The 25053-nt window shown below is 63.1% G+C and carries 26 protein-coding genes; 11 read left to right on the forward strand and 15 right to left on the reverse strand.

What is annotated here, in order from left to right; all coding sequences use genetic code 11:
- Positions 1–937 precede the first annotated feature (937 nt).
- The gene (locus OKA11_RS19975; protein WP_242526376.1) at positions 938–2860 is read right to left on the reverse strand and encodes a ribonucleoside-diphosphate reductase subunit alpha; all 1923 of its coding nucleotides are present in this window, start codon (positions 2858–2860) and stop codon (positions 938–940) included.
- Between the two features lie 920 nt (positions 2861–3780).
- On the opposite strand from OKA11_RS19975, the gene OKA11_RS19980 reads away from it, so the two are divergent.
- The gene (locus OKA11_RS19980; RefSeq protein WP_142635822.1) at positions 3781–4026 is read left to right on the forward strand and encodes a GlsB/YeaQ/YmgE family stress response membrane protein; all 246 of its coding nucleotides are present in this window, start codon (positions 3781–3783) and stop codon (positions 4024–4026) included.
- A 78-nt stretch (positions 4027–4104) separates the two neighbouring features.
- Here OKA11_RS19980 and nadB read toward each other — a convergent pair whose 3' ends face one another.
- On the reverse strand, positions 4105–5703 hold the full coding sequence (nadB, locus tag OKA11_RS19985) for an L-aspartate oxidase (protein ID WP_267223604.1): 1599 nt from the start codon (positions 5701–5703) through the stop codon (positions 4105–4107).
- A 206-nt stretch (positions 5704–5909) separates the two neighbouring features.
- On the opposite strand from nadB, the gene OKA11_RS19990 reads away from it, so the two are divergent.
- Positions 5910–6104, forward strand: a complete 195-nt coding sequence (locus tag OKA11_RS19990; protein ID WP_142635825.1) for a hypothetical protein — start codon at positions 5910–5912, stop codon at positions 6102–6104.
- 93 nt (positions 6105–6197) lie between these two features.
- Here OKA11_RS19990 and OKA11_RS19995 read toward each other — a convergent pair whose 3' ends face one another.
- Both OKA11_RS19995 and OKA11_RS20000 read right to left on the reverse strand, forming a co-directional pair.
- Positions 6198–7148: an ABC transporter ATP-binding protein gene (locus OKA11_RS19995; protein WP_267223607.1), complete on the reverse strand. Its 951-nt coding sequence runs from the start codon at positions 7146–7148 to the stop codon at positions 6198–6200.
- A gap of 183 nt (positions 7149–7331) precedes the next feature.
- Complete coding sequence (locus tag OKA11_RS20000) at positions 7332–7757, reverse strand: winged helix-turn-helix transcriptional regulator (protein WP_379489349.1); 426 nt, start codon at positions 7755–7757, stop codon at positions 7332–7334.
- 129 nt (positions 7758–7886) lie between these two features.
- Here OKA11_RS20000 and OKA11_RS20005 point away from each other — a divergent pair, with 129 nt between their 5' ends.
- The 5 genes from OKA11_RS20005 (at position 7887) to OKA11_RS20025 (ending at position 11893) form a co-directional block, all read left to right on the forward strand.
- Positions 7887–8456, forward strand: a complete 570-nt coding sequence (locus tag OKA11_RS20005) for an FMN-dependent NADH-azoreductase (protein ID WP_267223611.1) — start codon at positions 7887–7889, stop codon at positions 8454–8456.
- 97 nt (positions 8457–8553) lie between these two features.
- Positions 8554–8766: a zinc-finger domain-containing protein gene (locus tag OKA11_RS20010; RefSeq protein WP_142635833.1), complete on the forward strand. Its 213-nt coding sequence runs from the start codon at positions 8554–8556 to the stop codon at positions 8764–8766.
- A 134-nt stretch (positions 8767–8900) separates the two neighbouring features.
- A complete protein-coding gene (locus OKA11_RS20015; RefSeq protein WP_267223614.1) occupies positions 8901–9902 on the forward strand; it encodes an SRPBCC family protein in 1002 nt (333 codons plus the stop codon).
- A 37-nt stretch (positions 9903–9939) separates the two neighbouring features.
- Positions 9940–11358 carry a metalloprotease TldD gene (gene tldD / locus OKA11_RS20020; RefSeq protein ID WP_267223655.1) on the forward strand — a complete coding sequence of 473 codons (1419 nt, stop codon included), beginning with the start codon at positions 9940–9942 and terminating at the stop codon, positions 11356–11358.
- Between the two features lie 115 nt (positions 11359–11473).
- A complete protein-coding gene (locus OKA11_RS20025) occupies positions 11474–11893 on the forward strand; it encodes a hypothetical protein (RefSeq protein WP_267223616.1) in 420 nt (139 codons plus the stop codon).
- 38 nt (positions 11894–11931) lie between these two features.
- Here OKA11_RS20025 and OKA11_RS20030 read toward each other — a convergent pair whose 3' ends face one another.
- Both OKA11_RS20030 and OKA11_RS20035 read right to left on the reverse strand, forming a co-directional pair.
- On the reverse strand, positions 11932–12366 hold the full coding sequence (locus tag OKA11_RS20030) for a GNAT family acetyltransferase (RefSeq protein ID WP_267223618.1): 435 nt from the start codon (positions 12364–12366) through the stop codon (positions 11932–11934).
- A gap of 200 nt (positions 12367–12566) precedes the next feature.
- On the reverse strand, positions 12567–12740 hold the full coding sequence (locus OKA11_RS20035) for a hypothetical protein (RefSeq protein WP_267223620.1): 174 nt from the start codon (positions 12738–12740) through the stop codon (positions 12567–12569).
- On the opposite strand from OKA11_RS20035, the gene OKA11_RS20040 reads away from it, so the two are divergent.
- Entirely contained in the window at positions 12727–12852 is a 126-nt protein-coding gene (locus OKA11_RS20040) for a hypothetical protein (RefSeq protein ID WP_267223623.1), read from the forward strand. The two genes, OKA11_RS20035 and OKA11_RS20040, sit on opposite strands and share 14 nt — an antisense overlap.
- A gap of 516 nt (positions 12853–13368) precedes the next feature.
- On the opposite strand, the gene OKA11_RS20045 is transcribed toward OKA11_RS20040, so the two are convergent.
- From OKA11_RS20045 to OKA11_RS20085, 9 genes are all read right to left on the reverse strand, one after another.
- Positions 13369–14601, reverse strand: coding sequence for a type II toxin-antitoxin system HipA family toxin (locus tag OKA11_RS20045; protein ID WP_169862662.1), 1233 nt, complete (start codon positions 14599–14601; stop codon positions 13369–13371).
- The gene (locus OKA11_RS20050; protein ID WP_169862664.1) at positions 14601–14978 is read right to left on the reverse strand and encodes a helix-turn-helix domain-containing protein; all 378 of its coding nucleotides are present in this window, start codon (positions 14976–14978) and stop codon (positions 14601–14603) included. Before OKA11_RS20050 ends, OKA11_RS20045 begins: the two co-directional genes overlap by 1 nt.
- 183 nt (positions 14979–15161) lie before the next feature.
- Positions 15162–16430 carry a three-Cys-motif partner protein TcmP gene (locus tag OKA11_RS20055; protein WP_169862666.1) on the reverse strand — a complete coding sequence of 423 codons (1269 nt, stop codon included), beginning with the start codon at positions 16428–16430 and terminating at the stop codon, positions 15162–15164.
- A 26-nt stretch (positions 16431–16456) separates the two neighbouring features.
- Positions 16457–17239 carry a DUF5131 family protein gene (locus OKA11_RS20060; RefSeq protein ID WP_169863411.1) on the reverse strand — a complete coding sequence of 261 codons (783 nt, stop codon included), beginning with the start codon at positions 17237–17239 and terminating at the stop codon, positions 16457–16459.
- 36 nt (positions 17240–17275) lie between these two features.
- Positions 17276–17887 carry a DUF6088 family protein gene (locus tag OKA11_RS20065; protein WP_169862668.1) on the reverse strand — a complete coding sequence of 204 codons (612 nt, stop codon included), beginning with the start codon at positions 17885–17887 and terminating at the stop codon, positions 17276–17278.
- A gap of 300 nt (positions 17888–18187) precedes the next feature.
- On the reverse strand, positions 18188–20491 hold the full coding sequence (locus OKA11_RS20070; RefSeq protein ID WP_065846910.1) for a nitric-oxide reductase large subunit: 2304 nt from the start codon (positions 20489–20491) through the stop codon (positions 18188–18190).
- Between the two features lie 18 nt (positions 20492–20509).
- Positions 20510–20974, reverse strand: coding sequence for a membrane protein (locus tag OKA11_RS20075; RefSeq protein WP_010335700.1), 465 nt, complete (start codon positions 20972–20974; stop codon positions 20510–20512).
- Entirely contained in the window at positions 20967–21260 is a 294-nt protein-coding gene (locus OKA11_RS20080) for a DUF1971 domain-containing protein (protein ID WP_010335699.1), read from the reverse strand. Before OKA11_RS20080 ends, OKA11_RS20075 begins: the two co-directional genes overlap by 8 nt.
- Entirely contained in the window at positions 21257–21709 is a 453-nt protein-coding gene (locus OKA11_RS20085; protein ID WP_169862670.1) for a group III truncated hemoglobin, read from the reverse strand. Before OKA11_RS20085 ends, OKA11_RS20080 begins: the two co-directional genes overlap by 4 nt.
- An 86-nt stretch (positions 21710–21795) precedes the next feature.
- Here OKA11_RS20085 and OKA11_RS20090 point away from each other — a divergent pair, with 86 nt between their 5' ends.
- From OKA11_RS20090 to OKA11_RS20100, 3 genes are all read left to right on the forward strand, one after another.
- Positions 21796–22245: an RrF2 family transcriptional regulator gene (locus tag OKA11_RS20090; protein ID WP_065846908.1), complete on the forward strand. Its 450-nt coding sequence runs from the start codon at positions 21796–21798 to the stop codon at positions 22243–22245.
- Between the two features lie 166 nt (positions 22246–22411).
- Positions 22412–23833 carry an IS1182 family transposase gene (locus OKA11_RS20095; RefSeq protein WP_169862671.1) on the forward strand — a complete coding sequence of 474 codons (1422 nt, stop codon included), beginning with the start codon at positions 22412–22414 and terminating at the stop codon, positions 23831–23833.
- A gap of 157 nt (positions 23834–23990) precedes the next feature.
- Entirely contained in the window at positions 23991–24953 is a 963-nt protein-coding gene (locus tag OKA11_RS20100) for an ArdC family protein (RefSeq protein WP_169862673.1), read from the forward strand.
- Positions 24954–25053 lie beyond the last annotated feature (100 nt).

A 25053-nucleotide genomic window follows, 5' to 3' on the forward strand; every position in this document is an offset into this window, starting at 1 on the left:
GCTTAGGGGATGACAGATTTAGGTCAGAAGGGGTTGGAAGAAGAAGAAAAAAGAAGTCCTGGGGCCCTTCGACAAGCTCAGAGAATCCCCCAGACCCGCAGAATGTCTTCGTCACGCCCTGCCCAGCCGTACCGCGCTCCTTGCGGCGCAGCCAATTAGAGTGTTTTCTAATCAGGTGGAAACAACTGATGACTCGGAAAACGCGTAAAACCAAAATCTTAGGCCGCGTGGACAAATTCAGCGGGGAGCGGAGCGACCGAGTGGGGAGGGAAGCGGAAGCGGAAGCGGAAGCGGAAGCGGACGCTGCCCCAACCACCCCGCTCATGCTGAGCTTGTCGAAGCATGGGAGACGCGGTGCCCTGCCTCGCGGGCCTTCGACAAGCTCAGGCTGAGCGGGTGGAGATGTCTGCTTAGGGTGGTTAGCTGCCGCTGTGCTTTACCGGCCAGAACTTGCCTAAAAGCAACAAGGCGACAATCATGCCCCCGGTCCCAGCGATAGTTTGAACCGTAAGATCGTCCAAACGCTCCCAGCCAAGCTCCTGCGCATAATGGTGAACTACCATCCGCAGTATGAACATGACGGCGATAGCTACAATCAATCGCCAATGGCGGCTAAGTATGGTCATGCTAAAAATAATGCATGCTTCTCTCAATGTCCGCAACGGCGCGTAAACGGCCGCTCGAATTTGTCCACGCCGCCTAGAGCAGTTGATCCGATGCAATCGGATCGGCAACTGCTCTAGTCTCCCGACGCAGCAATGGGTGCCGAACGGATAGCGCCAGGCACCACGGAGACGGTAATGGGGGTGCAGGGGGACGAAGTTTATCCCGAGCTTCGCCAAGGGGCTCCCCTGCTTGCTCCCTTGTTCTTCCAAAAGAAAACGGCTCCCCGGCACAAGCCGGAGAGCCGTTTCTCGGTGATCCTTTCGGCCCCGCCTTACTGGCAGGCAAGGCACTCGTCGTAGTCGGTCGTCTCGCCGATCTCGAACTTGGGCGCTTCGGGCGTATTGTCCGCCTCGACGCCGCCCGAGCCTGCGAAGCCCGCGCGCTGCACCGACTTCGAGCGCAGGTAGTAGAGCGACTTGATGCCCTTCTCCCAGGCCTGGAAGTGCAGCATCATGAGGTCCCACTTGTCCACGTCCGCCGGGATGAACAGGTTCAGCGACTGGGCCTGATCGATATAGGGCGTGCGGTCCGCCGCGAATTCGAGCAGCCAGCGCTGGTCGATTTCGAAGCTGGTCTTGAAGATCGCCTTTTCCTCGGGGCTGAGGAAGTCGAGCTGCTGGACCGAGCCGCCGTGTTCGAGGATCGAGTTCCACACGTTGGTGGAATCCTTCGACTTCGAGGCCAGCAGCTTTTCGAGGTAGGGGTTCTTCACCACGAAGCTGCCCGAGAGCGTCTTGTGGGTGTAGATGTTGGCAGGGATCGGCTCGATGCAGGCCGAAGTGCCGCCGCAGATGATCGAGATCGACGCGGTCGGCGCGATCGCCATCTTGCAGCTGAAGCGCTGCATCACGCCCATGTCGGCCGCGTCCGGGCAGGCGCCGCGTTCTTGCGCCAGCAGCAGCGAGGCTTCGTCCGCCTTGGCGGCGATGTGCTGGAACATCTGCATGTTCAGCGCCTTGGCCATCGCGCTCTCGAAGGCGATGCCGCGCTTCTGGAGGTACGAGTGGAAGCCCATGACGCCCATGCCGACCGAGCGTTCGCGCTCGGCGGAGTAGCGGGCGCGGGCCATCTCGTCGGGAGCGCGGTCGATGTAGTCCTGCAGGACGTTGTCGAGGAAGCGCAGCACGTCTTCGATGAAGCGCTTTTCGCCCTTCCACTCTTCCCAGGTCTCGATGTTGAGCGAGGAGAGGCAGCAGACGGCGGTGCGGTCGTTACCAAGGTGGTCGCGGCCGGTCGGCAGGGTGATTTCCGAGCACAGGTTCGAGGTCGAGACCTTGAGACCGAGATCGCGGTGATGCTTGGGCATCGTGCGGTTCACGGTGTCGGAGAACACGAAGTAGGGTTCACCCGTGCGCAGGCGGGTTTCGACCAGCTTCTGGAACAGCGAGCGGGCGTGCACGGTGCCGCGCACCGAACCGTCCTTGGGGCTGCGCAGATCGAAGTCGGTGCCGTCGCGAACGGCTTCCATGAACTCGTCGGTCAGCAGCACGCCGTGGTGCAGGTTGAGCGCCTTGCGGTTGAAGTCGCCCGTGGTGTTGCGGATCTCGAGGAATTCCTCGATCTCGGGGTGCGAGACGTCGAGGTAGCAGGCCGCCGAACCACGGCGCAGCGAGCCCTGCGAGATCGCCAGGGTGAGCGAATCCATCACGCGCACGAAGGGAATGATGCCGCTGGTCTTGCCGTTGAGGCCGACCGGCTCACCGATGCCGCGCACGTTGCCCCAGTACGTGCCGATGCCGCCGCCGCGCGAGGCGAGCCAGACGTTCTCGGTCCAGGTGGCGAGAATGCCGTCGAGGCTGTCGTCCACCGAGTTCAGGTAGCACGAGATGGGCAGGCCCCGGCCGGTGCCGCCGTTCGAGAGAACGGGGGTGGCGGGCATGAACCACAGCTTGGAGATGTAGTCGTAGATGCGCTGGGCGTGCTCCTGGTCGTCCGCATAGGCGTCGGCGACGCGGGCGAACAGGTCCTGGTACTTCTCGCCGGGCAGCAGGTAACGATCGTCGAGCGTTTCCTTGCCGAAATCGGTCAGCAGGTCGTTGCGCGAATCGTCGGTGACGATGGTGAAGCGGCGATCGTGGATCGTCTTGGAATCGCTGACGCGCGGCTTTGCGGCAGCGCCGGCCGAGGCGGCGGCGGCAACAGCCGCCAGGGCATCAACGACCAGTGCGTCCGAAGCGGTATCGGTCTTGTCCATCGCGATTGCCGGGCCCACGCCCGCCTCCTTTTCCTGCTTCGCCCCGGTTGCCTTGGCGGGTGCCTTGGGAGCCTTCGCAGGCGCCTTCGAAGGCTCGGGTCGGTTCAATTCGAAGCCAGGCATCTCGACCTGACCATCCATAACATCGGAGCTGTTCACTTCAGCGTCGCTTCCGTTCCTGAAATCCACATTAGCCCCCGTTGCTGTCTGCGGCGTCATCGAAGCGCCACAAGGCGCCTTCACAACTTGGCGTCGAGGCCGACCGGACCATCCGCGCGAGTCGCCGGGATCGAGGGATCGACCCGGCGGGCACGGACGGCGCAAGAAGAGAACAAAATTCCCTGACCGACCCAGGCACCTTGCTCGAGAAGCCTGACATCCCGCCCGGAATCGTTCCCGCCGTGCCCCCACGAGCCGAAAACGACAATGCCTAGGTTTAGATGCCCCGCGACCGACGCGCCACAACCCATAGTGCCTTTTCTGCTTTCCAACGCAAGTGGGGGTCATCCCCGCGAACGGCAAGCGCAGGGGAGGGGTTTACACGCAGATAGCTGGCGCGACGCGCGGGAACTGCGTCATCGGGCATTTGCGCAAGGGGCAATTTCACCCCCGATCACAAAAATTTTTCCACATAAAACGGCGACGAAGCGAATCGCGTTTGCGGCGAAACGAGTCCCCCCGAGCGGCAGCTTTTGCCGCCTGTCTAGAGACTTGATCGCAGTTTTCCCCGTGCCTGCCATCACCGGCCGCTCGGTTCGTCGCAAAGCCGTGACATTGCGAATCCCAAGCTCCGCGCGCTGCCTTCGCCGAGTCCGGTCCGCGCTTGGCCGAAGCCCCCTTGCAACTTCCATTCAGGCGGACACTTCTACCCTCACCATCCCGCCCGCTATTGCGGCCAAGCTTCAAGGACATTCGATTTCATGATCAACCTGATCGGCGCCATCATCAGCGGTCTCGTCATCGGCGTGCTGGCGCGCTGGCTCTATCCCGGCTTCGTCGACATGAGCTGGGTCGCGACGATCCTGCTCGGCATCGGCGGTTCGTTTGCCGCTGGGCTCATCACCACGCGCGGCGAGGCCGGTTTCCAGCGCGCGGGCTGCCTGGCCTCGGTACTGGGCGCGATGGCGCTGATCTTCATCGGTCGCGCGCTGCATATCGGCATGTGACGCCGCCCCGGGCAGGGTACGATCGAGGGTGCGCATGCCCCTCCCCTGCCCTCCCTGCCTCTTACGCCCCGGGTGGCATCAGGGCACCAGCACGGTGTCCTGCGGCGCCGCTTCGGTCGCCGGATAGTCGAGCGTGAAGTGCAGGCCCCGGCTCTCGTGCCGGTGCAGCGCCGAACGCACGATGAGTTCAGCGGTCTGGAGCAGGTTGCGCAGTTCGATCAGGTCGGTCGAGACGCGGAAGTGGCGGTAATATTCCTCCACTTCCCCGTTCAGCATCTGGATGCGGTGCATCGCGCGTTCCAGCCGCTTGGTGGTGCGCACGATGCCCACGTAGTTCCACATGAAGCGGCGGATCTCGGTCCAGTTCTGCTTGATGACCACTTCCTCGTCGGAATCGGTCACCCGGCTCTCGTCCCACTGGCGCACCGGCGGCGGCGCGTCGAAGGCGTCCCAGTGATCGAGGATATGCGCAGCGCAAGCCTCGCCGAACACGAAGCACTCGAGCAGCGAGTTCGAGGCCAGGCGATTGGCGCCGTGCAGCCCGCTCTCGGTGCACTCGCCCGCCGCATAGAGACCGGGCAGGTCGGTCTTGCCGTCAAGGTCGATGAGGATGCCGCCGCAGGTATAGTGCTGCGCGGGCACCACCGGGATCGGTTCCTTCGTCATGTCGATGCCCAGCCCCAGCAGCTTCTCGTGGATGTTCGGGAAGTGCTCCTTCACGAAGGCCTCGGGCTGGTGGCTGATGTCGAGATGGACATAGTCGAGACCGTAACGCTTGATCTGGTCGTCGATGGCCCGCGCGACGACGTCGCGCGGGGCCAGTTCGGCCCGCTCGTCATAGTCGGGCATGAAGCGGTGTCCGGTTACCGGGTGCCTCAGTTGTCCGCCCTCGCCGCGCACCGCCTCGGTGATGAGGAAATTCTTGACCTCGAGATTGTAGAGGCAGGTCGGGTGGAACTGCATCATCTCCATGTTGGAGACACGCGCGCCGGCACGCCAGGCCATGGCGATGCCGTCGCCGGTCGCCCCGCGCGGCGCGGTCGAGAACTGGTAGACGCGGCCGGCGCCGCCCGTCGCCAGGATCGTCGCACGCGCGGTATGGGCCGTGACCCGGCCGGTCTGCTCGTCGAGCGCGTAGACGCCCCAGACCCGGCCCGAGCCCGAATAACGCTCCTCATGCCGCCCGGTGATGAGGTCGATGCACGACTGGCCCGGCAGCAAGGTGATGTTGGGATTGTCCTCGGCCGCCTTGAGCAGCGCGCTCTGCACCGCCCAGCCGGTGGCATCGGCGACATGGACGATGCGGCGATGCGAATGGCCGCCCTCGCGGGTGAGGTGCAGTTCGTCGCCCTCGGTGTTGAACGGCACCCCCAGTTCGACCAGGCGCTCGATCGCCAGCGGTGCGCGCTCGATCACGAACTCCACGGTCTCGAGCCGGTTGAGCCCGGCCCCGGCGATCATCGTGTCGCTGACATGCTCCTCGAACGTGTCCCCGGCGTCGAGCACCGCGGCAATGCCGCCCTGGGCCCAGGCGGTGGACCCCCCGGTCAGCCCGCCCTTGGCAAGGACCAGCACCTTGAGGTTCTCGGCCAGCGCAAGCGCCGCGGTCAGGCCGGCAGCGCCGGAACCGACCACGATGACGTCAAAAGCGGAAGCGGGGGCAGGATTCGTCGACATCCGGGCTCCATGCCGAGACTATCGCCAAGGCGCAATATTTAGCTTTGCACCTTTGCTTGCCTCGCAATCATGTTGCAGCGCAGCGATCCTTGCGATAAACAACCACCCAATCACAAAGACATAACGCTCCCCATTCCGCCTCACGGTCGCGCCGTACGAAGCACTTCGAAACTGCTTCGGGAATCATTTTAACGGAGCGTGTCGTGATGTCCTCGTTTTCCAGGCAATCCTTCCGGTCGATATTCTGCGCCTTCAACCGGCATGAACCGCGGCGCGGCGCGGTGCGATGGGACGGCGTGAACTATGTCGCGGCCTGCAACGGCTGCGGCAAGGACATCCGCCGTCACGGCCCGAAGCAGTGGCGGGAAGACCCGGCGGAAACCGCCCAGCTGGCGGACTGAAACCTCGAAAGACCTGCGTTCGGCCGGTGCGACGGCCGAATCGCCCATGGTCTCAGAACGACCTCACCCGGCCATCCCGATCAGGCGGCCCGATCAGGCAGAGCGGGTATCGCTCGTCAGGCTGACAAAGACATCCTCCAGATCCGCCTCGCGCGTCGTCACGTCGACGATGGCAAACCCCTGCGCCTGCACCGCCGAGAGAATCTCGCCCGCGTTGGCCCGGTCCTTGTCGTAGGTGATCTGCAGTTCGCGCTCGCCGGACTTTTCGCACTTCACGAAGCCGGGGTGGCTCGGCAACTCGGTCATCTCGCGGTCGAGGGTGAGGACCAGGATCTTCTCGCGCGCCATGCCGACGAGTTCGCGGGTCGGCTTGTTGGCGATCAGTTCGCCGTGGTTGATGATGGCGATGCGGTCGCACAGTTCCTCGGCTTCCTCGAGGTAGTGCGTGGTCAGCACGATCGTCGCGCCTTCGCGGTTGAGTTCGGTGACGAGTTCCCAGAGCTGGCGGCGCAGTTCGACGTCGACGCCCGCGGTCGGCTCGTCCAGCACCAGCACCGGCGGCTGGTGGACCAGCGCCTTGGCGATCAGCAGGCGGCGCTTCATGCCGCCGGACAGCGTACGGGCATAGGCGTCGCGCTTGTCGGAGAGGTGGACGGCGCGCAGCAGGTCCTCGCTGCGGCGCAGGGTCTTGGCGATGCCGTAGAGGCCGGCCTGGTTCTCCAGCACCTCGAAAGGCGTGAAGAACGGGTCGAAGACGATTTCCTGCGGCACGATGCCGATCGAGCGCTTGGCATTGCGCTGGTCGCGGTCGATGTCGAAGCCCCAGATGTCGATCGAGCCGGAGGTCTTGCGGACCAGGCCCGCCATGATGTTGATCAGCGTCGACTTGCCCGCGCCGTTGGGGCCGAGCAGCCCGAAGATGCCGCCTTCCGGCACGTCGAACGACACGCCCTTCAGCGCCAGCTTGCCTTCCCCGCTGCCCGCAGGGGCGTAACGCTTCTTGAGGTCGCGGATCGAGATGGCGGCGCTTGCAGAGCTGGTCATGCGCCGCATGTGGGACAGGATCGCCTGCCAGTAAAGGGCGCGCAGGCCCGTTGCGGCAACATTTGCGCGATCGGTGTCCGCCCCGCCCGCGCCATACGATCCATCATGCTTCACAAATCCAGGCGCGGGCATCGCGCCCATCCGGAACAGGGCCCGGAATAGGGCCCGGAATCAGGAGAGGAATCAGGCCCGCGACCAGACCTCGTCGCCGCGGCTGTCGTAGACCGCCCGGCTCGCCTCGATCGACACGCGGTTGGTGACGGCCCAGGCGCCCAGCGCCTTGACCGGCTCCGCCAGCGAGCGGCCAAGTCCGCTCAGCGCATACTCGACCCGCACCGGAACGCTGGCGTGGACCGTACGCAGCACCAGCCCGTCGCGCTCCAGCGCCCGCAGCGTCCGTGACAGCATCTGCTGCGAAATGCCGTCGATCCCGCGCTTCAACTCGTTGAAATGGCGGTTATCCTCCAGCAGAGTCATGACCACCAGCATCGACCATTTGTCGCCGACCCGCGCCAGAATATCGCCGACCATGCGGCAACTGCGGGCGGAATGGACGACTTCGGCGGCGGGCGCCTGCTCCGGTGCATCAATGCGCTCAAGGGTAGTCATCTTCACGTTACCTGGTCCTGAAAAAATGCGCTCTTGGCGGGCGTCGCAGTGCAACATAGCTATGGGCAGTCATTTTTCTAGACCGGCACTTTTCCAGACCACCTGTTCCCAACTGAAGGCACTCCCCCCATGAAGCTTCTCCACCTCGATTCCAGCATCCTCGGCGAAAACTCGGTGAGCCGCGCCGTTTCCGCCGCCATCGTCGGCAACCTGACCAAGGCCGATCCTTCGCTCGAAGTCAGCTATCACGACCTCGCCGCCGAAGCCCTGCCGCACCTCACGCTCGACGTTCTGGGCAATCCGGACGGTACGCCCGAACTGGCCGAATTCCTCGCCGCCGACGTGATCGTGATCGGCGCGGGCATGTACAACTTCACCATTCCCAGCCAGCTCAAGGCCTGGCTGGACCGCGTGCTGGTGGCCGGCAAGACCTTCCAGTACACCGCCGAAGGTCCGAAGGGCCTGGCCGGCGGCAAGAAGGTCTACGTCGCCCTGTCGCGCGGCGGCTACTACGGTGAAGGCCAGCCCGGCGCCGCCGTCGAGCATGCCGAAAGCTACCTGCGCGCGGTGCTCGGCTTCATCGGCATCACCGATCCGGTCTTCGTGCTGGCCGAAGGCATCGCCATCGGGCCGGAAGTCCGCGAGAAGGCCCTGGCCGACGCGCTTGCCGAAGCCGGCGCGCTGACGGTTCCCGCCTGATATTGCGCGGGACGATACCGGGCGCGCGCATTTCGCCGCGCGCCCGGATCATTTGCCCGCTGGAAATTCTTCCAGAGCCTTGGTAATCGGCGCAACCATGAGCACGCAGCCCGAAACCGTCTACACCGATTCCCACCGCGTTTCCTGCGACGGGGCCACCGACATCCGCTCGAACGGCACCTACAAGGCTGCCGCGCTCGGCCACCCGCGGGTGTGGCTGGAGATCGACGAGAAGGGCTATGTCGACTGCGGTTATTGCGATCGCCACTTCGTCCTCAAGGGCGGCCCGGCCGACCAGCAGGCGGCCTGATCGCCCTCATTCGGTCCTCATCGGCCCGATCATTCTGAAATTCCAGCACCTTTCCGCGCCCGCCGCTTGACGGGCACGGTCGGATTCGTCCACGCCTGCCCGCCTCTTATGCGACAGAGCCGAAAGGGGGCAGGGTGGACAAACGTTCCGATGGGCAAGAGCCTGAAACGGCAGGGCAAAGCGCCAACAGGCGCCGCCTGACTGCCATCGCAATCGCCCTTGGCGTTAGCCTTGCCGTCTACATGCTGGCCCGCGCGACTCGCTCCGATGTCGTGACGTTCTCGTTCCTGCTGGTACTTCCCGCCGCCGTGGGTGCCCTCGCGGCCTATCTCGGCGATCCGCAAGGAACCCGCCCACGGCGCTTCTACTTCACCACCCCGTGCTGGATCATGCTCGGCGTGGTGGTCCTGTCGGTGATCGTGCTGCGCGAAGGCACAATCTGCGTCCTCATGCTGGCCCCGCTCTGGGCGCCGCTGATGCTCGCCGGTTCGCTCCTGACCTATTTCCTGCGCAAGAAGCTGCGCGACAAGGCCCGCCATGGCCGCGCCTACGGCCTTGGCCTGCTCGCCCTGCCGCTGCTGGCGATGCAGATCGAACCGGCCATCCCGCTGCCCATCCAGACAGCGACCGTCACGCGCTCGGCCGTGATCGATGCCAGCCCAGATCACCTCTGGCCACTGCTCAAAGGCATTCCCGACGTGCAACCCGGCGAAGGTCGCTGGAACCTGACGCAAGATCTCGTCGGCGTTCCCCGCCCGCTCGGCGCCCGGCTCGTCGGCCAGGGCCTTGGTGCCACCCGGCTCGCGCGCTGGCAGCATGACGTCGCCTTCCGCGAAGTGATCGACACCTGGCAGCCCGGCCGCCGAATCGGCTGGCGTTTCGTATTCGACGACATGAGCCACTGGCACTACACCGACCGTCACCTGCTACCCGCCAGCACCTACCTGCGCATCGAAAGCGGCGGCTATCGCATCGATCCAATCGCACCGGGCCGCAGCCGGGTGACGCTGCACACCACCTATCGCATGCGCACGCCGGTCAATGGTTATGCCGCCCTTTGGGGCGAACAGTTCCTTGGCGATCTGGAAGAAAACCTGCTGGCACTGATCTCCCAGCGTGCTGGCGAGAAACGATGACCTTCCGCTCGCATCCGGCAAGCCCTATATCCCCGCCATGACCAGCCCCGATCCGCGCTCGCTCCTCTATCGCCAGCTTTCGCCCGAAGAGGCCCAGGCGCTTGCCCGCGAGACCTTGCAGCGCTGCGAGGACGGCGAACTCTACATGCAGTTCATCGCCACCGAGGCCTTCGGCTTCGACGACGGGCGCCTCAAAACCGCCGACTATTCGCGCGATGCCGGTTTCGGCCTGCGCGGCGTGACCGGCGAGATGACCGGCTTTGCCCATGCCAACGAGATTTCCGCCGCCGCCATCCGCCGCGCGGGCGAGACGCTGCAACTGCTCGATCCTGCCACCGGCAGCCGCCCGGCGCCGCCGCTGCGCAGCAACCGCCATCTCTACACCGATGCGTCCCCGCTCGACCTCGTTCCCTTCGAGGACAAGGTACGCCTGCTGGAGCAGATCGACGCTGCCGCCCGCGCCCGCGACCCGCGCGTCTCGCAAGTCAGCGCCAGCCTGACCGGGCAGTGGTCGGTGGTCGAGATCGTCCGCCCCGATGGCTTCATCGCCACCGATGTGCGCCCGCTGGTGCGGCTCTCGGTCTCGATCGTGGCCGAAAGCAACGGACGGCGCGAAACCGGCTCGTTCGGCATGGGTGGGCGCTATCTCTACGACACCCTGTTCGATCCCGCGAACTGGAACCGCGCCATCGATACCGCGCTGGATCAGGCGCTGGTGAACCTCGAAAGCGTCGATGCGCCCGCCGGCGAGTTGGCCGTGCTGCTCGCCCCCGGCTGGCCCGGCGTGATCCTGCACGAGGCGGTGGGCCACGGCCTCGAAGGCGATTTCAACCGCAAGGGCACGTCCGCCTTTTCCGGCCGCATCGGCGAGCGCGTGGCCGCCCCCGGCGTGACCGTGATCGACGACGGTTCGATCAGTGACCGGCGCGGTTCGCTCTCGATCGACGACGAGGGCACGCCGACGCAGGAAACCGTGCTGATCGAGGACGGCGTGCTCAAGGGCTACATGCAGGACCGCATGAACGCGCGGCTGATGGGCGTGCAGTCGACCGGCAACGGCCGGCGCGAGAACTACGCCTATGCCCCGCAGGTCCGCATGACCAACACCTTCATGAAGGCGGGCAACGACGATCCCGCCGAGCTGCTCGCGCGCATGAAGAAGGGCATCTTCGTGAAGTCGATGGGCGGCGGCCAGGTCGATATCGTCTCGGGCAAGTTCGTGTTCTCGTGCAACGAGGCCTACAAGGTCGAGAACGGCAAGCTCGGCGCCCCGATCAAGGGCGCGACGCTGATCGGCGATGGCCCCACCGTGCTGACCCGCGTGACCGGCATCGGCAACGACCTCGAACTCGATCGCGGCGTCGGCGTCTGCGGCAAGGGCGGGCAGAGCGTTCCGGCCGGCGTCGGCCAGCCCACCCTGCTGATCGACGGCATCACGGTGGGCGGCACGGCCTGATCGCGGGAGGGACGACGGAACGCCCCCTGCGCACGATCGCCCGCAATGGTCATTGCCGGTTCAGGCGCTGCGTGGCACTGTAAATGCAGGGCGGGTTTTTGTGGAAGGTAAGACAATGGCGTACAAACATGTCTTCGCTGCCGCGCTCGTCACGGTCAGCCTCATTGCAGCCCCGGCGGCGTTCGCCGCCAAGAAGAAACTGACCGGCGAGGAGCAGCTTGCCAAGCTGCTGGAAGGCCGCGAGGCGGGCAAGCCGGTGACCTGCATCCAGCTCAGCCAGGCCGACAATACCGTGATCGTCGACAAGACCGCGCTGGTCTACCGCGTCGGCGGCACGCTTTACGTCAACCGCCCGACCAACGCCGACCGGCTCGACGACGACGACATCCTCGTCACCAAGACCTTCTCGAGCCAGCTCTGCCGCCTCGATACGGTCCAGCTCCACGACCGCACCAGCCGGATGTGGAGCGGGTTCGTCGGCCTGCAGGACTTCGTGCCCTATACCCGCGTGAAGAAGACCGCGTCGGCCAACTGATCGCTGCCGAGCGGACTGACGGCGGAAACGGCTGGCCCCTAGGCGTCCAGCCGTTTCCCCAGCGTCACCACGTCCTGCCGGGCATAACCCAGGGCCGCGTAGAACCCCAGCGCGGCCTCGTTGTCGCCCCGCACCATGAGCTGGATCTTGGGGCTGCCCTGCGCGACCAGCCAGTCTTCGCCGGCCCCCATCAGCATGCGGGCGATCCCCGTGCCCCGCCGCTCTTCCCTGACGCCGAGATAGTAGACCCAGCCGCGATGGCCGTCGAAACCGACCATCGCGGTTCCGACCACGCCGCCTTCTTCCCGCGCCAGCAGGATCACGCTGTGCCCTCCCCGGCTGGCCCCTCCCCCGCAGGCAAGTTCGAAATCCGCGCGTGGATCGTTCCACGGCCGGGTGAGCCCCACCGCCTGCCAGAGCGCAACGACATCCTCGCGGTCGGCAGCCTCGGCAACGACGATTTGAACAGCCATGCATCCACCTCCGGCAAAACGACAGGCCGGGCAGGTTTGCCGCAAGGTCCGGCAAAATCAATCGAATAGAGCCCTTTCCCAGGCCCCGTCGGGGCACTGGAGCGTTTTCCGATCTGATTGAATCAGATCGGGCTCTCCAGAGTCTTTGTTTTCCGCGTTTTTCCGAGTCACTGCGTGTTCCACTCCGTTCGAAAAACGCTCTAGGCGATCTCCATCTGGCCAAGCCGGACCGTCTCGGCGCCCGCCATCCGCCCCAGGTTCCAGTTGCTGCCGAGGATCATCTCGATGCGGTCGTTCAGCAGCTCGACGACAAGCTGATCGGGCGAGCAGACCAGCGTGCGCCCGCCGACCTCGATGCTGATGGCCGCAGGCAACGGCGAAACGCTCGACATCGGCCGCGATCTCGGCGTTCCGGTAACCGCCTACGCCACCCCGCATGGCACCATCGAAGGCGACGTCGCTCATGTCTCGCTGGACTTCGACTGACAGCGCCGGAACCAGTTCGAGAACGCCAGCCCCAAACAGAAAAAAGCCCGCATCTCTGCGAGCTTAGTTCCGATTTCGTGCTACTGGTTGCCAGTCGGTGCCAGACGCCAAATCATTCCCACTCAATTATCGATCGCATAATCTAACCATTTGAAAAGAGAAGCAAAAAAATATTTTCAAAAACCGTTATACCGTCAGAACCGCCGACGCCAAGCTAGTGCTTATGAAAATATTGGGTTTTTTAGGCTCGATGGCCAGTCGCAAATTTCGCCATCTATCGCCGATGACGGTTGCCGGACCAAATTCGGGTCTGGGGCGGCGAAAGTGCTCGCAACAATCCCATCATACCGATCCGCAACCGAATTTTCCATCGGCATCGAAAGGTTCGGGCTTTGACACCTCTCCATATTGCGTCTCAGAAGCATAGTGCCGCTTCGATACCGATCGTCGGCGGACATCTTCCAAACCAAACTCATCATATCTGACACGTTATCAGTCGCTATCGGTCAAATTTGATTATGCGGCCATCGCAATTTCAGTTTCGGCATTTGCGAAGGCTGGCTCATAGTCACGCGCCAGCGCACCTGACACGCCGACCTGACGCAGAGCCTCGCGCCATCCTTCCGATATGCGGCGAACCGTGTCGCGAACCATCCGTCTTGCCTCCTCGGGAGGAAGTTCGAAAAACTCACAAGCCTCGAGTGCAAGCGATATGGAGCGGTCGTGCGCACCGCCCTCCAAAATCGCCGTCTCAAGATGGGGATTTCGATCTGGAGCTGGGTTCACGTCGAACACCGGAGATAACCGCCATTGCCCGCCTCCCACATAGAGGAAGCCGTGGTTTTTCAGGTGGTCATCCTTGTTGGATACAAGGATCGTGAAAATTAGGCGCAGGAAAAGCTCGCGGAAATCGGCTTTGGGATCGGCGCCATAGGCCCGGATAAAATCGACGATCTCGGTATAAGAGCCCAGCTCCGTCCCGGTCTTCCCAAGGGCCGTGCGCGCCGAGATATAGGGAATCCGGGAACTGCCTCGCCGGTCGAACCGCTGGATCAGCGCGACCGGAAAGGGAGTGTCGGCGAGTTCAAGCCTGGCCGTAGGCGTGCGAATGCCGCAAGCTTGGGCTAGCCGAAGCGTCGCGACCTCGACCCGTTCGATCGGCTGCTGATCGTGAACCGAGGTGAATTTGGCCAACCAGAGCGTATCGCCGTCCTGGACATTGGCCTTGGGCCGGGCGCCGCCTGAACCGCCCGCGCCCGCCAATGCCTGCATCTCTTCGGCAGAGATCTCCTTACCCTGCTCATAGGCGCGGGCAATGGCCGTTATCGCTTCCAGCTCGACGAGGCGGGGCACGGCGTCACCCGCTTTACCGCGGATGATCTCTCCATCGTCGCCTTGAAATCGCAGTGCGCCCTGACGACAGGCGTCGTCGGACAGCGTCAGATACTCAAACTCGCTCAGACCATTGCCATAGGCACGTTCGAGAAGGCGCCGTCCCCAACTGTCCGGCGCGGCATCGGCGAAGACGCCCGCCAGTGCATCACGCATGTTCCCTGGCTGCCCCGACGTATGAAAAGGGCCGCCTTCTAGGGGAAGATCCGGCTGCACGGCAAAGGCGCGGGGATTTTCTATCCAGGCAGCGTCATAGGCAAAGGTCGAGAACTGCCGCGGCCCCGCTGCTGTGAAACGCAGCTGACCGACGGGCGCACGACTGTCGCCAAGAACAACCTGGGCAACGAACTCCGCCATCAGAACGACGCTCCGTCAGGATCGACCACGTCATCGAGCGCGCGCGTCGGCTCCGACTTGGCCTTTTGCTTTCTGACCCTGGTCGCGAAAGACTTGCCTCGTTGCGGCAGGCGCTCGCTAGAAAGCGCAAGCCCCAGATCATCCTTGCGGACATCGATCAGATCGGCCAGCCGTTCGACAAGCCCAAGAACGACCAGCACATCCGCAAGCGTCCCAATAGCAACGCCAGGGTCGCCCTTTTCGAGCCGCGCGATAGAACTGGCCGATGTTCCGGAGCGCAGGGCCAGGTCCGCAACCGCAATACTGCGCCGTAGCCGCGCATTTCGAATGTCCTGGCCAAGCCTTTCGAGGGCTGGTCTGACCTTTGGAGAGCCCATGACAATGCCCCATATCTGATAAATTACGGAGTAATGTTTGTCATATTTGATGAGTTATGTCAAGGATGCGGTGGCCGCGTGGACGCCGAATAACCGGAAACAGGCCTCACTCTTCGCCCAGTAGGAGGCAAAATCTGACTCGTGCCTGGCCAACCTCGGCTGGCCTCAGGATGATGGCGAGGACTATTCCTTCCGCCCCTGCGGGCTTTTTCCGGCATCCAAAAACATCGGAAAGAAGCTGCGCTGGGTCTTCACCTTGATGATGTCATTGACGCCGATCGTATTCGCTTTGCGTCTCTCGCCACCGGCTGGCGTGATCACCTCAAGATCGGGGTTCTCGATGATCGCGGCATGGACGTCATCGGCATGCGCCGGCGTGACGTTGTAGATGCTCTCATAGAACTCCATCACCGACATGGCATCGCCAGCTTCAGTCACGAGACGGGGGACGTCATCAAGAAGCTGGGTCTTGGCCGAGGCACGGCCATTGTCATCGAAGAGATAGAGCATCCCCTCATCATGGCGCGGGTCATAGGACAACATGTTGAGGCCCGATCGGCCGAAATGAGCCTGAAGGCTGGCATTGTCGTGGAGGATATTGTTGTAGACTTGCCGTGCCCGATAAGCGTTGGCGAAGTGGATCAACCAATAGCGCCAACCGCCAGGGTTGTTGATCGAGAACGGACTCACATAGGGCGCGCAAAGCCGGAAAGCGTCGAAGACGATCTTCTCTGCGGTTCCGAGCCAATCCTTCTGGCTCATCAACCCGTCCAGTGCCTGGACATCGCCGCTGGCGAGACCGAGATGATCGAGTTGCGCACGCAGGCGCTCCGGCTGGTCTTTCTGGAGGAACGCCAGCAAGGAACTGATGACGAAGGTGTAGAAGATCTCGGCCGCAGGATACGAGTGCATGATGTCGAGAATCGTATTCCGCTCGACATGGCTGTGGCCGCACTGATCCAGGTTGAAGATCACGCTGCGATAGCGTCCTTGCTCCAGGAAGCGCTTGATCTTGGGATAAGCGGTTTCGAAAAACTCGTTGAGATACTCGACGCGCAGATGGAGCTTCGGGCAGGTCGCGACGATGTCGGCCTGGAGCGGCGCCACATGCGTTTTTAGAAGTTCGATCGCATCACGGCTGGCATCGTTGAAGACCAGCAGGCACTCGACCTCGATCGCGTTCAAGCCCTGTGCCGCGCGATGCGTGTTCACGGCCTCGGTGGCTCGCTTCAACTCTTCGATGAAGATCAACGGAGAACCCGATGTCCCGCACTGGTAGCGGCCGCCCCCGGCGAAGCCATCGACAATGGCCAGCCGAAAACGTTCCTGCTGCGGCAGCTTGCAGCGAACGGTCAGGTAATCGAAGACATATTCACGGAGAATCTTGTGTTTGCGCCGCGAATGCTCCTCAAGCTTTGCGCCGTCAGCCCACTCGTATCGCTTCTCAACCATAGCATCCCCCCAAGCCTATCTGACGATCACGCGGACGCTTGCGCCGCCGTGGGCATTTCATCCCAGGTCTGACCGCGATATTCGCGGCCGTTCGCCTTTTTCGATCGCTTCTTGTTGTCTTTGCCCCAGGTCCCCCACTGCTTGAAGAAGAAGGCTGTGCCAGCCGACAGGCACTGGATATAAATCTCGTCGATCCATTCCTCCCGGATGGGACGGGCGGACTTCCCGCTTTCCCCGCCCACGATAGCCCAATGGATGCCGCGCAGGTCGACGGTCCCCACAGACCCGATCAAAGGTTCGAACGATATGAAACGGATCGCGGCCGGCGCAGCACGAAGGGCATCGATCCGGTCCACCACGTCCCCGTCTTCGATACTCGTGCCGAGCCAGACGTTCGGCAGCACCTCTCCGATCTTGGTGGCGACCAGTTCCGCCATGCGCTCAGGCCGTTTCGTCAGGATCTGATAATTATGGCGTGGCGTCTCACGCATCACCTTCCAGACATCGAGAATGAAGGCGTCCGTGACCTGCTCGTGAAACAGGTCGCTCATCGAATTGACGAAAATCTTGCGCGACTTGCGCCAGCCATAAGGAATCGCAAGCGCATCCCGGTCCTCACGCACAACGCCGTTCCAGACCGTCCTCTGCCCGCTCTTGCGGGTCAGACCGGCATATTTCTGGATGTGCATGGCCTCAAGGCGCTTAGCCATCTCCATGGCATAGCAATGGGTGCAGCCGGCGGTGATGATCGAGCAGCCGGCAACGGGGTTCCATGTGGCGTCAGTCCATTCGATTTGGGTTTCAGCCATTGCGCCCTCCCGAGCGGTCATTGATCTGCTTTGGTATCATTTCGTCATTTCTCTGGTTTCATACGCGACCTTGCCCACGCTCCTGGCAAGCCAGGTAGGCAGCTGCGGCGCAGCGGCGACCAGTTCGCCAAACACGCCGGGCGGCATCTTGCGCTTCAACGCCGTGAGCGCGGCTTCAGCCTTATCAGGGCCGAGCCAGGCCAGCGCCCTCACAACCTCCCCCGCCGGACGGTTGGCCAGGGCCAATTGCCAGCGCGGGGCATGCCGCAATTCCACGACCTGCTTGCCGAGATTCATCTTCCGGCTGCGCCCAGAGGTCAGATAGACCGAACGAACCGGCACCTGCGTTGTCAGGCCAAGCGCGTTTGCGGCCGCCGCACCGTTCGAGACAATGGTCTCGCCACGCTGGCTGGCAAGGGCCTCCACGGCCTGTTCCACCGACGGCGCTCGCGTCCCAAACCGACTGACGACGGGGCGGAGATAGACACCGCGCCCAGCCCGGATGAGTTGTTCGCGCTCGGCCAGACGCGACAAGGCTTGGTCCACCGCTGCGCGATTGCCGAGATGGAGCAGCCCCTTAGCGGACACAGAAGCGCCCTCGGGCAAACCCGCCATATGCGACAGAATCTGTTCGGTCAGCCGTGTCATCGTCATTCTTCTGTCAGTAATATACGCAGTTTTCTGACAGTTCTCAAGGAAACACATCCGGGACGGAAAGCTGGGACAAAGGGGGAAAGCCTTCCCCTGCGGTCGAGCCTTGGGTCTCGCCCGACCGCTTCTGCGGGGATATCCCCCAGGCTGTGCTAAAACCCACGGATCAGGCAAGCCTGTCCGGCGATCCTGAAGCCGTTTCACGGACAAATGGTGTTGGCCGGGAGCGACCAACGCCCGAAATTAGCCGGCCGTCCGTTGAAAACCGGGGTACAGCCGGGAAGCGGAGTGGCGGATCTAAAGCGCCGGCTTTGGAATGGCCGCCGTTTCTGGAGTCGGCTTCCTGCCGTGCATGAACGCCTGAACCATGAACCATGCGAACGCAAAGACACCGAATGCGAACACGATGTCGCCGGGCACCCTTGCCCAGACCAGCGCCTGCATGATCGGGCTATGGATAAACTCCGCCGAGCGCGCATAGGCATAGCCGTGCTCGATGCTGGCGTAGGTCTGCAGGATGCCCTGCGGGAGCAGCGACAGGAACGTCATCATGCCAAGGCCGATATTGAGCGACCAGAAGGAAATCCTGATCCATTTCTGGTTCCACCGCGTGACGTCGGTCAGTCCACGCATGCAATAGAGCGTCAGGCCAAGGCCGAGCATGCCATAGACGCCGAACAGCGCGGCGTGGCCATGGTTGGCCGTCGTGTTCAGCCCCTGCATATAATAGAGCGCGATCGGCGGGTTGATGAGGAAGCCGAACAGCCCGGCGCCGACCAGATTCCAGAACAGGACGGCGGCGAAAAACATGAACGGCCAGTGGTAGATTCGTTCCCACTCGGCCTCATGCTCGACCTTGTGGCGCGTATAGGCCTCGAAGCCGACCACCAGCAACGGCACCACTTCCAGCGCCGAGATCATCGCGCCGACCGCAATCACCGACGTCGGCGTCCCACTGAAATACAGGTGATGGAAGGTCCCGAGCACCCCGCCGAACAGGAAGATGATCGTCGCGAACAGCACCATCACGGTGGCGGTGGAGGTTCGCAGGATCCCCATCTGCACGAACAGCAGCGAGATGATGGCGGTCGCGAAGACCTCGAAAATGCCTTCCACCCACAGGTGCACAACCCACCAGCGCCAATATTCCATGATGGCGATGTTCGTATGCTGGCCCCACATCAGCCCGGCGCCATACAGCAGCCCGATGGCGAGCGCCGACACCAGCACGAGATAGATGAGAGACTTGCCGCCCTCCCGGCGCAGCACGGGCCGGAGTGCGCGCACCACCAATGCCACCCACAGGAACAGGCCGATCAGGAGGTAGATCTGCCAGAAACGGCCTAGGTCGACATACTCATAGCCCTGGTGCCCGAACCAGAAATTCGCCGTCAGGTTGGTGAAGAAGCGATGGACCGCCGCCCATTGCCCGGCGAACGAGCCGATGACGATGACCAGAAGGCTGACGAACAGAAAGTTGACGCCGAGCCGCTGGAATTTGGGGTCGCGTCCCCCGAGCATCGGCGCGACATAGAGCCCGGTCGCCAGCCACGCCGTGGCGATCCACAGCACCGCGAGCTGCGTGTGCCATGTGCGGGTGATCGTGTAGGGAAGATATTCGGCGAAGGGCAGGCCGTAGAGCCCTTGCCCCTCGACCGCATAATGGGCGGTGACGATGCCGAGCAGCACCTGCGTCACGAAGAGCGCGCAGACGACCCAGAAATATTTCGCCGTGGCCCGCATCGACGGCGTGATGACCGCCTGCCCCAGTAGGTCGGAGGTCGCCATGCCATCCTCGGGCAGGATGTCGCCGCGCCAGACGTCAAACTGCTTGGCATAATAAGCGATCAGCGCCCCGGCTGCGGCAAGCAGCAGGATGACAGACGCAAGGCTCCACAACAATGTACCGGTGGTCGGGCTGTTGCCCACCAGGGGTTCGTGCGGCCAGTTGCTGGTATAGGTAATGGTCTGGCCCGGACGGTTCGTGGTCGCGCCCCATGCCGTCCAGAAATAAAAGGCGGCAAGCTGCCGGGCTTCCGCTTCCGACAGCTCGCCATAGACCGGAAAGGCATAGTCGCGGCGGAGCTGGAGCGAGGCGGGGTCGCCGCCATCGTACAGGCTGACGAAGTGCTGCTGCACCTGCCTGATCGCGCGCGCGCGCGCGTCGCTGACCGTTATGACGCCGGATGCGGGGTCATAGGTGTTCCTGCGCATTTCCTCCTGCAGCGCGGCCTTTCGCATCGCCTCCGCTTGCGTCGCGGATACCCCCTCAGGTACCGGCGAAGTCGATAGGGCGAGCAATGCCTCCGCCTCCCGGTGCAGCCAATCGGCGCTCCAGTCGGGCGCCAGATAGCTGCCATGGCCCCAGATCGAGCCCTGTTGCATGCCGCCGATCGACTGCCAGATATTCTGCCCGGCCTCGATGTCGGAGCGCGTGAACAAGGTTTCGCCTGAGGCCGATTTCACCGCTTCGGGAATGGGCGGCGCCTGCTGGTAGATCTGCTGACCGAGCAGCAGCAGGATGCCGAACATGACCACCATGCCGACCGACAGGATGATCCAGAGCCGATTGATGCTGAATGTCGTTTGATAGCTCTTCATGCCCCAAATCCCCTCCGGTCAGAACAGTCCGTGGCTGCCGCCTACCGCGCCGAAAATTGTTATGACGCTGACAACAAGTAATAACTGATGCAGCCGTATCATTCGAGCGAAATCCGCCTCTGGTGACTGTGTATTGGCGAGGCGGCGATGAAGATGCAACGGCTCGATCACGAACAACATCAGCGCAAACACGGTCCAGAGTGCGACCATCAGGTGCATCCACCAGAACCGGGCGTCGAGGAAGCGGCTCCACAAATCGGCGCGCGCCACCAGCCACAGGCCGCTTGCGCCGGCAAGCAACACCCACAGGCGCGCCTGCCAGGCAAAGCGCGCCTCCATCTGCTGAAAACGGCGCAGGCGGTCCTGAGGCAGTTCCGTTGTCCTCAGCGTCGGCATCAGCACCCGGGTGACGAAGCCGACGCCGCCTATCCAGAACAGGACCGCGATGACATGCACCGCGCGAGCAAGGGCGAAGTCATCCACGGCCGGCGTCTTCGCCAAGGAACGGGCGTTCCCGGTAGAACTCGACCTGCATCGTCATGGGGCCGAGCGGAACGACATGATGGGTTGCTTGCGGCGGGATGATCGCGGGCCTGTCGGGCGTCACAAGCTGCTCGCTCGGCGGATCGACGAAAATGAGCCGCACTTCGCCGTCCAGCACCCGCAGCAATCCCCAGGTGCCCGCCTTGGTGCGATGATCGTTGCGTAGGGCATCAGGCAGGCTTTGCTCATCGAAGATCGGCGAGGCGCCATAGGGGGCGGGCGTCATGACGAGGCCCTCGCGGAAATGGCCGCCAGGCCGCCGCGGTCGATCTTGATGCCGGTCAGCAAGCTCTCGCCAATGCGCAGTGCCGCTTCGCGAAACCGATCCGCGACCGCGGCGTTCTGCGCGATCCGGTCAAGCGTCTGGTTCCAGAGCGACTGCCAGCGCGCGAAATGCGCCTCATCGAGCCCGCCGATCGCGATGTGCTTGCGCATCGGATTGCCGCTGAAGCGCCCGGATTCGAGCATGACCGAGGCCCAGAAATCCTTCATCCGCGCCAGATGATGCGGCCAGTCGCCGATCCGTTCCGCAAAGATCGGGCCGAGCATGTCGTCCTGGCGGACGGTGCTGTAGAACCGCTCCACGAGTTGCGAGATGAAAGCATCATCGATTCCGCAGGCGAGCGCGTCCGCCATCTTGCGCGCCCGCGCCTGCTCGGCATGGTTCGACGTCATTGCCTGCCTCGACTCGATTAAGATGTATTCCTATGCATGGTTTACGCGCGTTGGCGGATAAAACCAATATATGATATGCATCTTTTATGAGATTGTCCGTCCAGACCGACTATGCCCTTCGCACACTGATGTTCCTGGCCGTGAAGGACGGCCATCATTCGATCGCCGAGATCGCACACGCTTATGGCATCTCGAAGAACCATCTGATGAAGGTGGCGCAGCGACTGGCTGCGGAAGGATTTGTCGAGGGCGTGCGCGGTCGGAGCGGCGGCCTCAAGCTGGCGCGGCCCGCCAATGCCCTGAACGTTGGTTCGATCATGCGCGCCATGGAAGACACCGGGACCTTCGTGGAATGCTTCGACGCGGCGACCAACAGCTGCGTCGTGACGCCCGCATGCGGCTTGCGCCATGCCTTGGCAGGCGCGCTGGAAGCTTTCGCGCGACACCTCGATCAGTTCACCATCGCCGATCTCGTACCGGATTCCAAAAGCTACGGGTGGCAGCTCGATGCGCAAGCGGCCACTGCTTCGACGTAACGGAGAACCCGGCGATTCTGACCTCATCCTTCTCGGAAGCCCGCAACATCTGTAATGAGTTATTACGCCACCTAGCGCAGATGTTCAAAGCCAAGAACAAGCTTTTACTCATGAACCTGTCAGTGTAGAATCCAATTATCTTCCCATCCTCCACGCCGGGGTGTGCATGAGTTTTATTGAGGGACTCGCACGAGACCAGGTCAGCCTGCTTCCTCCTTGTGTTGATGACTATGTTTCCCCGGACGCATTGGTCCGAGTCGTCGATGCTTTTGTTACCAGCTTGAACTTGGCAGAGCTTGGCTTCGGTCGTGCTATCGCTGCGGTCACCGGCCGCCCTGGATACCATCCAGGCGATATGCTCCGGCTGTACATCTGGGGCTACCTCAACCAGGTACGGTCCTCACGCCAATTGGAACGAGCGTGTGTCCGCGACCTCGAAGCGCTTTGGCTAATGCGCCGGCTCGCCCCGGATTACCGAACGATCGCCTCCTTTCGTCATGACAATCCGGAAGCCATTGTCGGCGCCAGCGCTGCATTCATCCAGTTCTGCCGCGAAACCGGCTTGATCAGCGGTCGATTGGTCGCGCTGGACGGGACGAAGATGCGCGCGGTCGCGAGCCCAAAGAACATCGCTGGCGCCGACCGGCTGGCCCGTGACGTTGCGCACACCGAAAAGGAGATCGCCTACTACCTTGAACGGCTCGACATCATAGATGAGGCAGTGGCCCAGGGGTTCGACGATCAGCCCAAACATCGGGAGGCGTTCACCACTGCGATCGAGACCCTCGGGCGCCGCAAGGACAGGCTCGTGCGCCGGCAGGACATCCTGAAGGATCGCGACGAGACGGCTTTGGTCTTTGGCGAGTCCGACGCGCGGCCGATGGGCTATGGACGTTCTCCCAAGACACCCTGCTACAACATGCAAAGCGTGGTCGATGTAGATAGCGGCCTGATCATACATCACGACGTGACCAACGAGGCAAACGACAGCCAGCTCCTGCATCCAATGTCGATGGCGACGATGGAGGTGCTTGAGGTTAACGAGCTCAAAGTCCTGGCCGACGGCGGTTACTCCAACGCCCAGGCGGTCGCGCAATGCGAGCGCGACCATATTGAGGTCGCGGCGCCGATCAAACGCGGCGCCATGAGCACCGATTTTTTCCGGCCAGCGCAGTTCGTGTATGATGAGGGGACCGACACAATCCGGTGCCCCGCCGGCAAGACGTTGAGACCATCCGGCAAACATACCCGCAACCGTGCGATCCGATATAGAACGTCCGCATGCAAAGACTGTCGGCTGAAGAGCCGATGCACGTGGGGCGCCCAACGGACCATCCATCGGTTGTTCGACCAGGCGGCGCTGGATCGTATGGAGGCCAGAATCTACGCGGATCCGAGCTTGATGGTGACCCGCCGATGTACTGTAGAGCACCCCTTCGGCACGATTAAACGGATGTCCGGCGGCGGAAGGTTCCTCACGCGAGGTCTCAGAGCGGTAAAGGCCGAAGCGGCTCTCTCGATTGTCGCCTTCAACATCCTCCATGCAGTAAATGCCTTCGGTGTCGAGCGACTGACGCCAGCGGGGTGAGACGCGCGTCGCGGTGCTGGTGGCGGCGGATTAGACGAATGAGTTTTTGCACAGCCTGCCCCGCAACGCCCCCCATAGAGTGAGAGTGCGGACGGGTTTCCCGTGACGGGTTGAGGGCTGGAGAGGAGGTCTCCGGCGCCCGTCGCGGAGAACCGCGATGTTTAGGAAAAACCACGGCGCCCGCGCCAATTCAGGCCGGGCGAGCCTTTATGACGACATCACCGACAAGATCATCGCCGAGCTTGAGGCGGGCCGTGCGCCCTGGGTCCAGCCATGGGGATCGGCCGCAGCCAAGGCGCCGCTCGCCATGCCCCGCAACGCTGCGACCGGACGGCACTATTCCGGCATCAACGTGCTCATCCTCTGGGGGGCGGTGATCCAGCACGGCTTCCCCGGCCAGAGTTGGCTCACCTTCCGCCAGGCACTGTCGCTGGGCGGCAATGTCCGCAAGGGTGAGCATGGCACGATCGTCGTCTATGCCGACCGCTTCACGCCGGAGGACGAGAAGCGCCGCGCTCGCGAGACCGGCGAGGATGCCGCTGCAATTCCATTCCTCAAACGCTTCACCGTCTTCAACGCCGCGCAATGCGACGGCCTGCCGGACGACATCGCCGCCATCGCTCCACCGCCGCCGCCTGACCTCATCGAGCCGCGCGTCGAGGCTCTGATCGAAGCGACGGGCATCGATTTCCGCATCGGCGGCGATCGCGCCTTCTATGTGCCGGCGCACGACTATGTGCAGGTGCCGCCGCCGCAGGCCTATTTCGAGCCGATAAACTGGCACCGCACGGCCCTGCACGAACTCGGGCACGCCAGCGGCCACGCCTCCCGGCTCGGCCGCGATCTGACCGGCGGTTTCGGCACGAAGAAATACGCCTTCGAGGAGTTGGTGGCCGAGATCAACGCGGCCTTCTGCTGCGCGTCTCTCGGCATCGTACCGACCGTCCGCCATGCCGACTATATCGGCGCCTGGCTGGAGGTGCTGCGCGAGGACGATCGCGCCATCGTCCGCGCCGCCTCCCAGGCGAGCAAGGCCGCCGATTGGCTGCTCGGCTTCCTGCCCGACGCCGATCTCGGCCCGGACGACACCATGGCCGGCGACGAACGGCAGGCGGCGTGATCGAATATGAATACCGGAAAGGCGGGAAAGCAGGTCTCCGGCTTCACGCCTTTCCGCTTCTGCGGCGCTGCCCTTCTTAGAGTGAGAGGGCGGCGCTTCG

It is taken from the genome of Novosphingobium clariflavum (assembly GCF_026420865.1).
In the GTDB taxonomy this organism is placed as follows: Bacteria; Pseudomonadota; Alphaproteobacteria; order Sphingomonadales; family Sphingomonadaceae; genus Novosphingobium; species Novosphingobium clariflavum.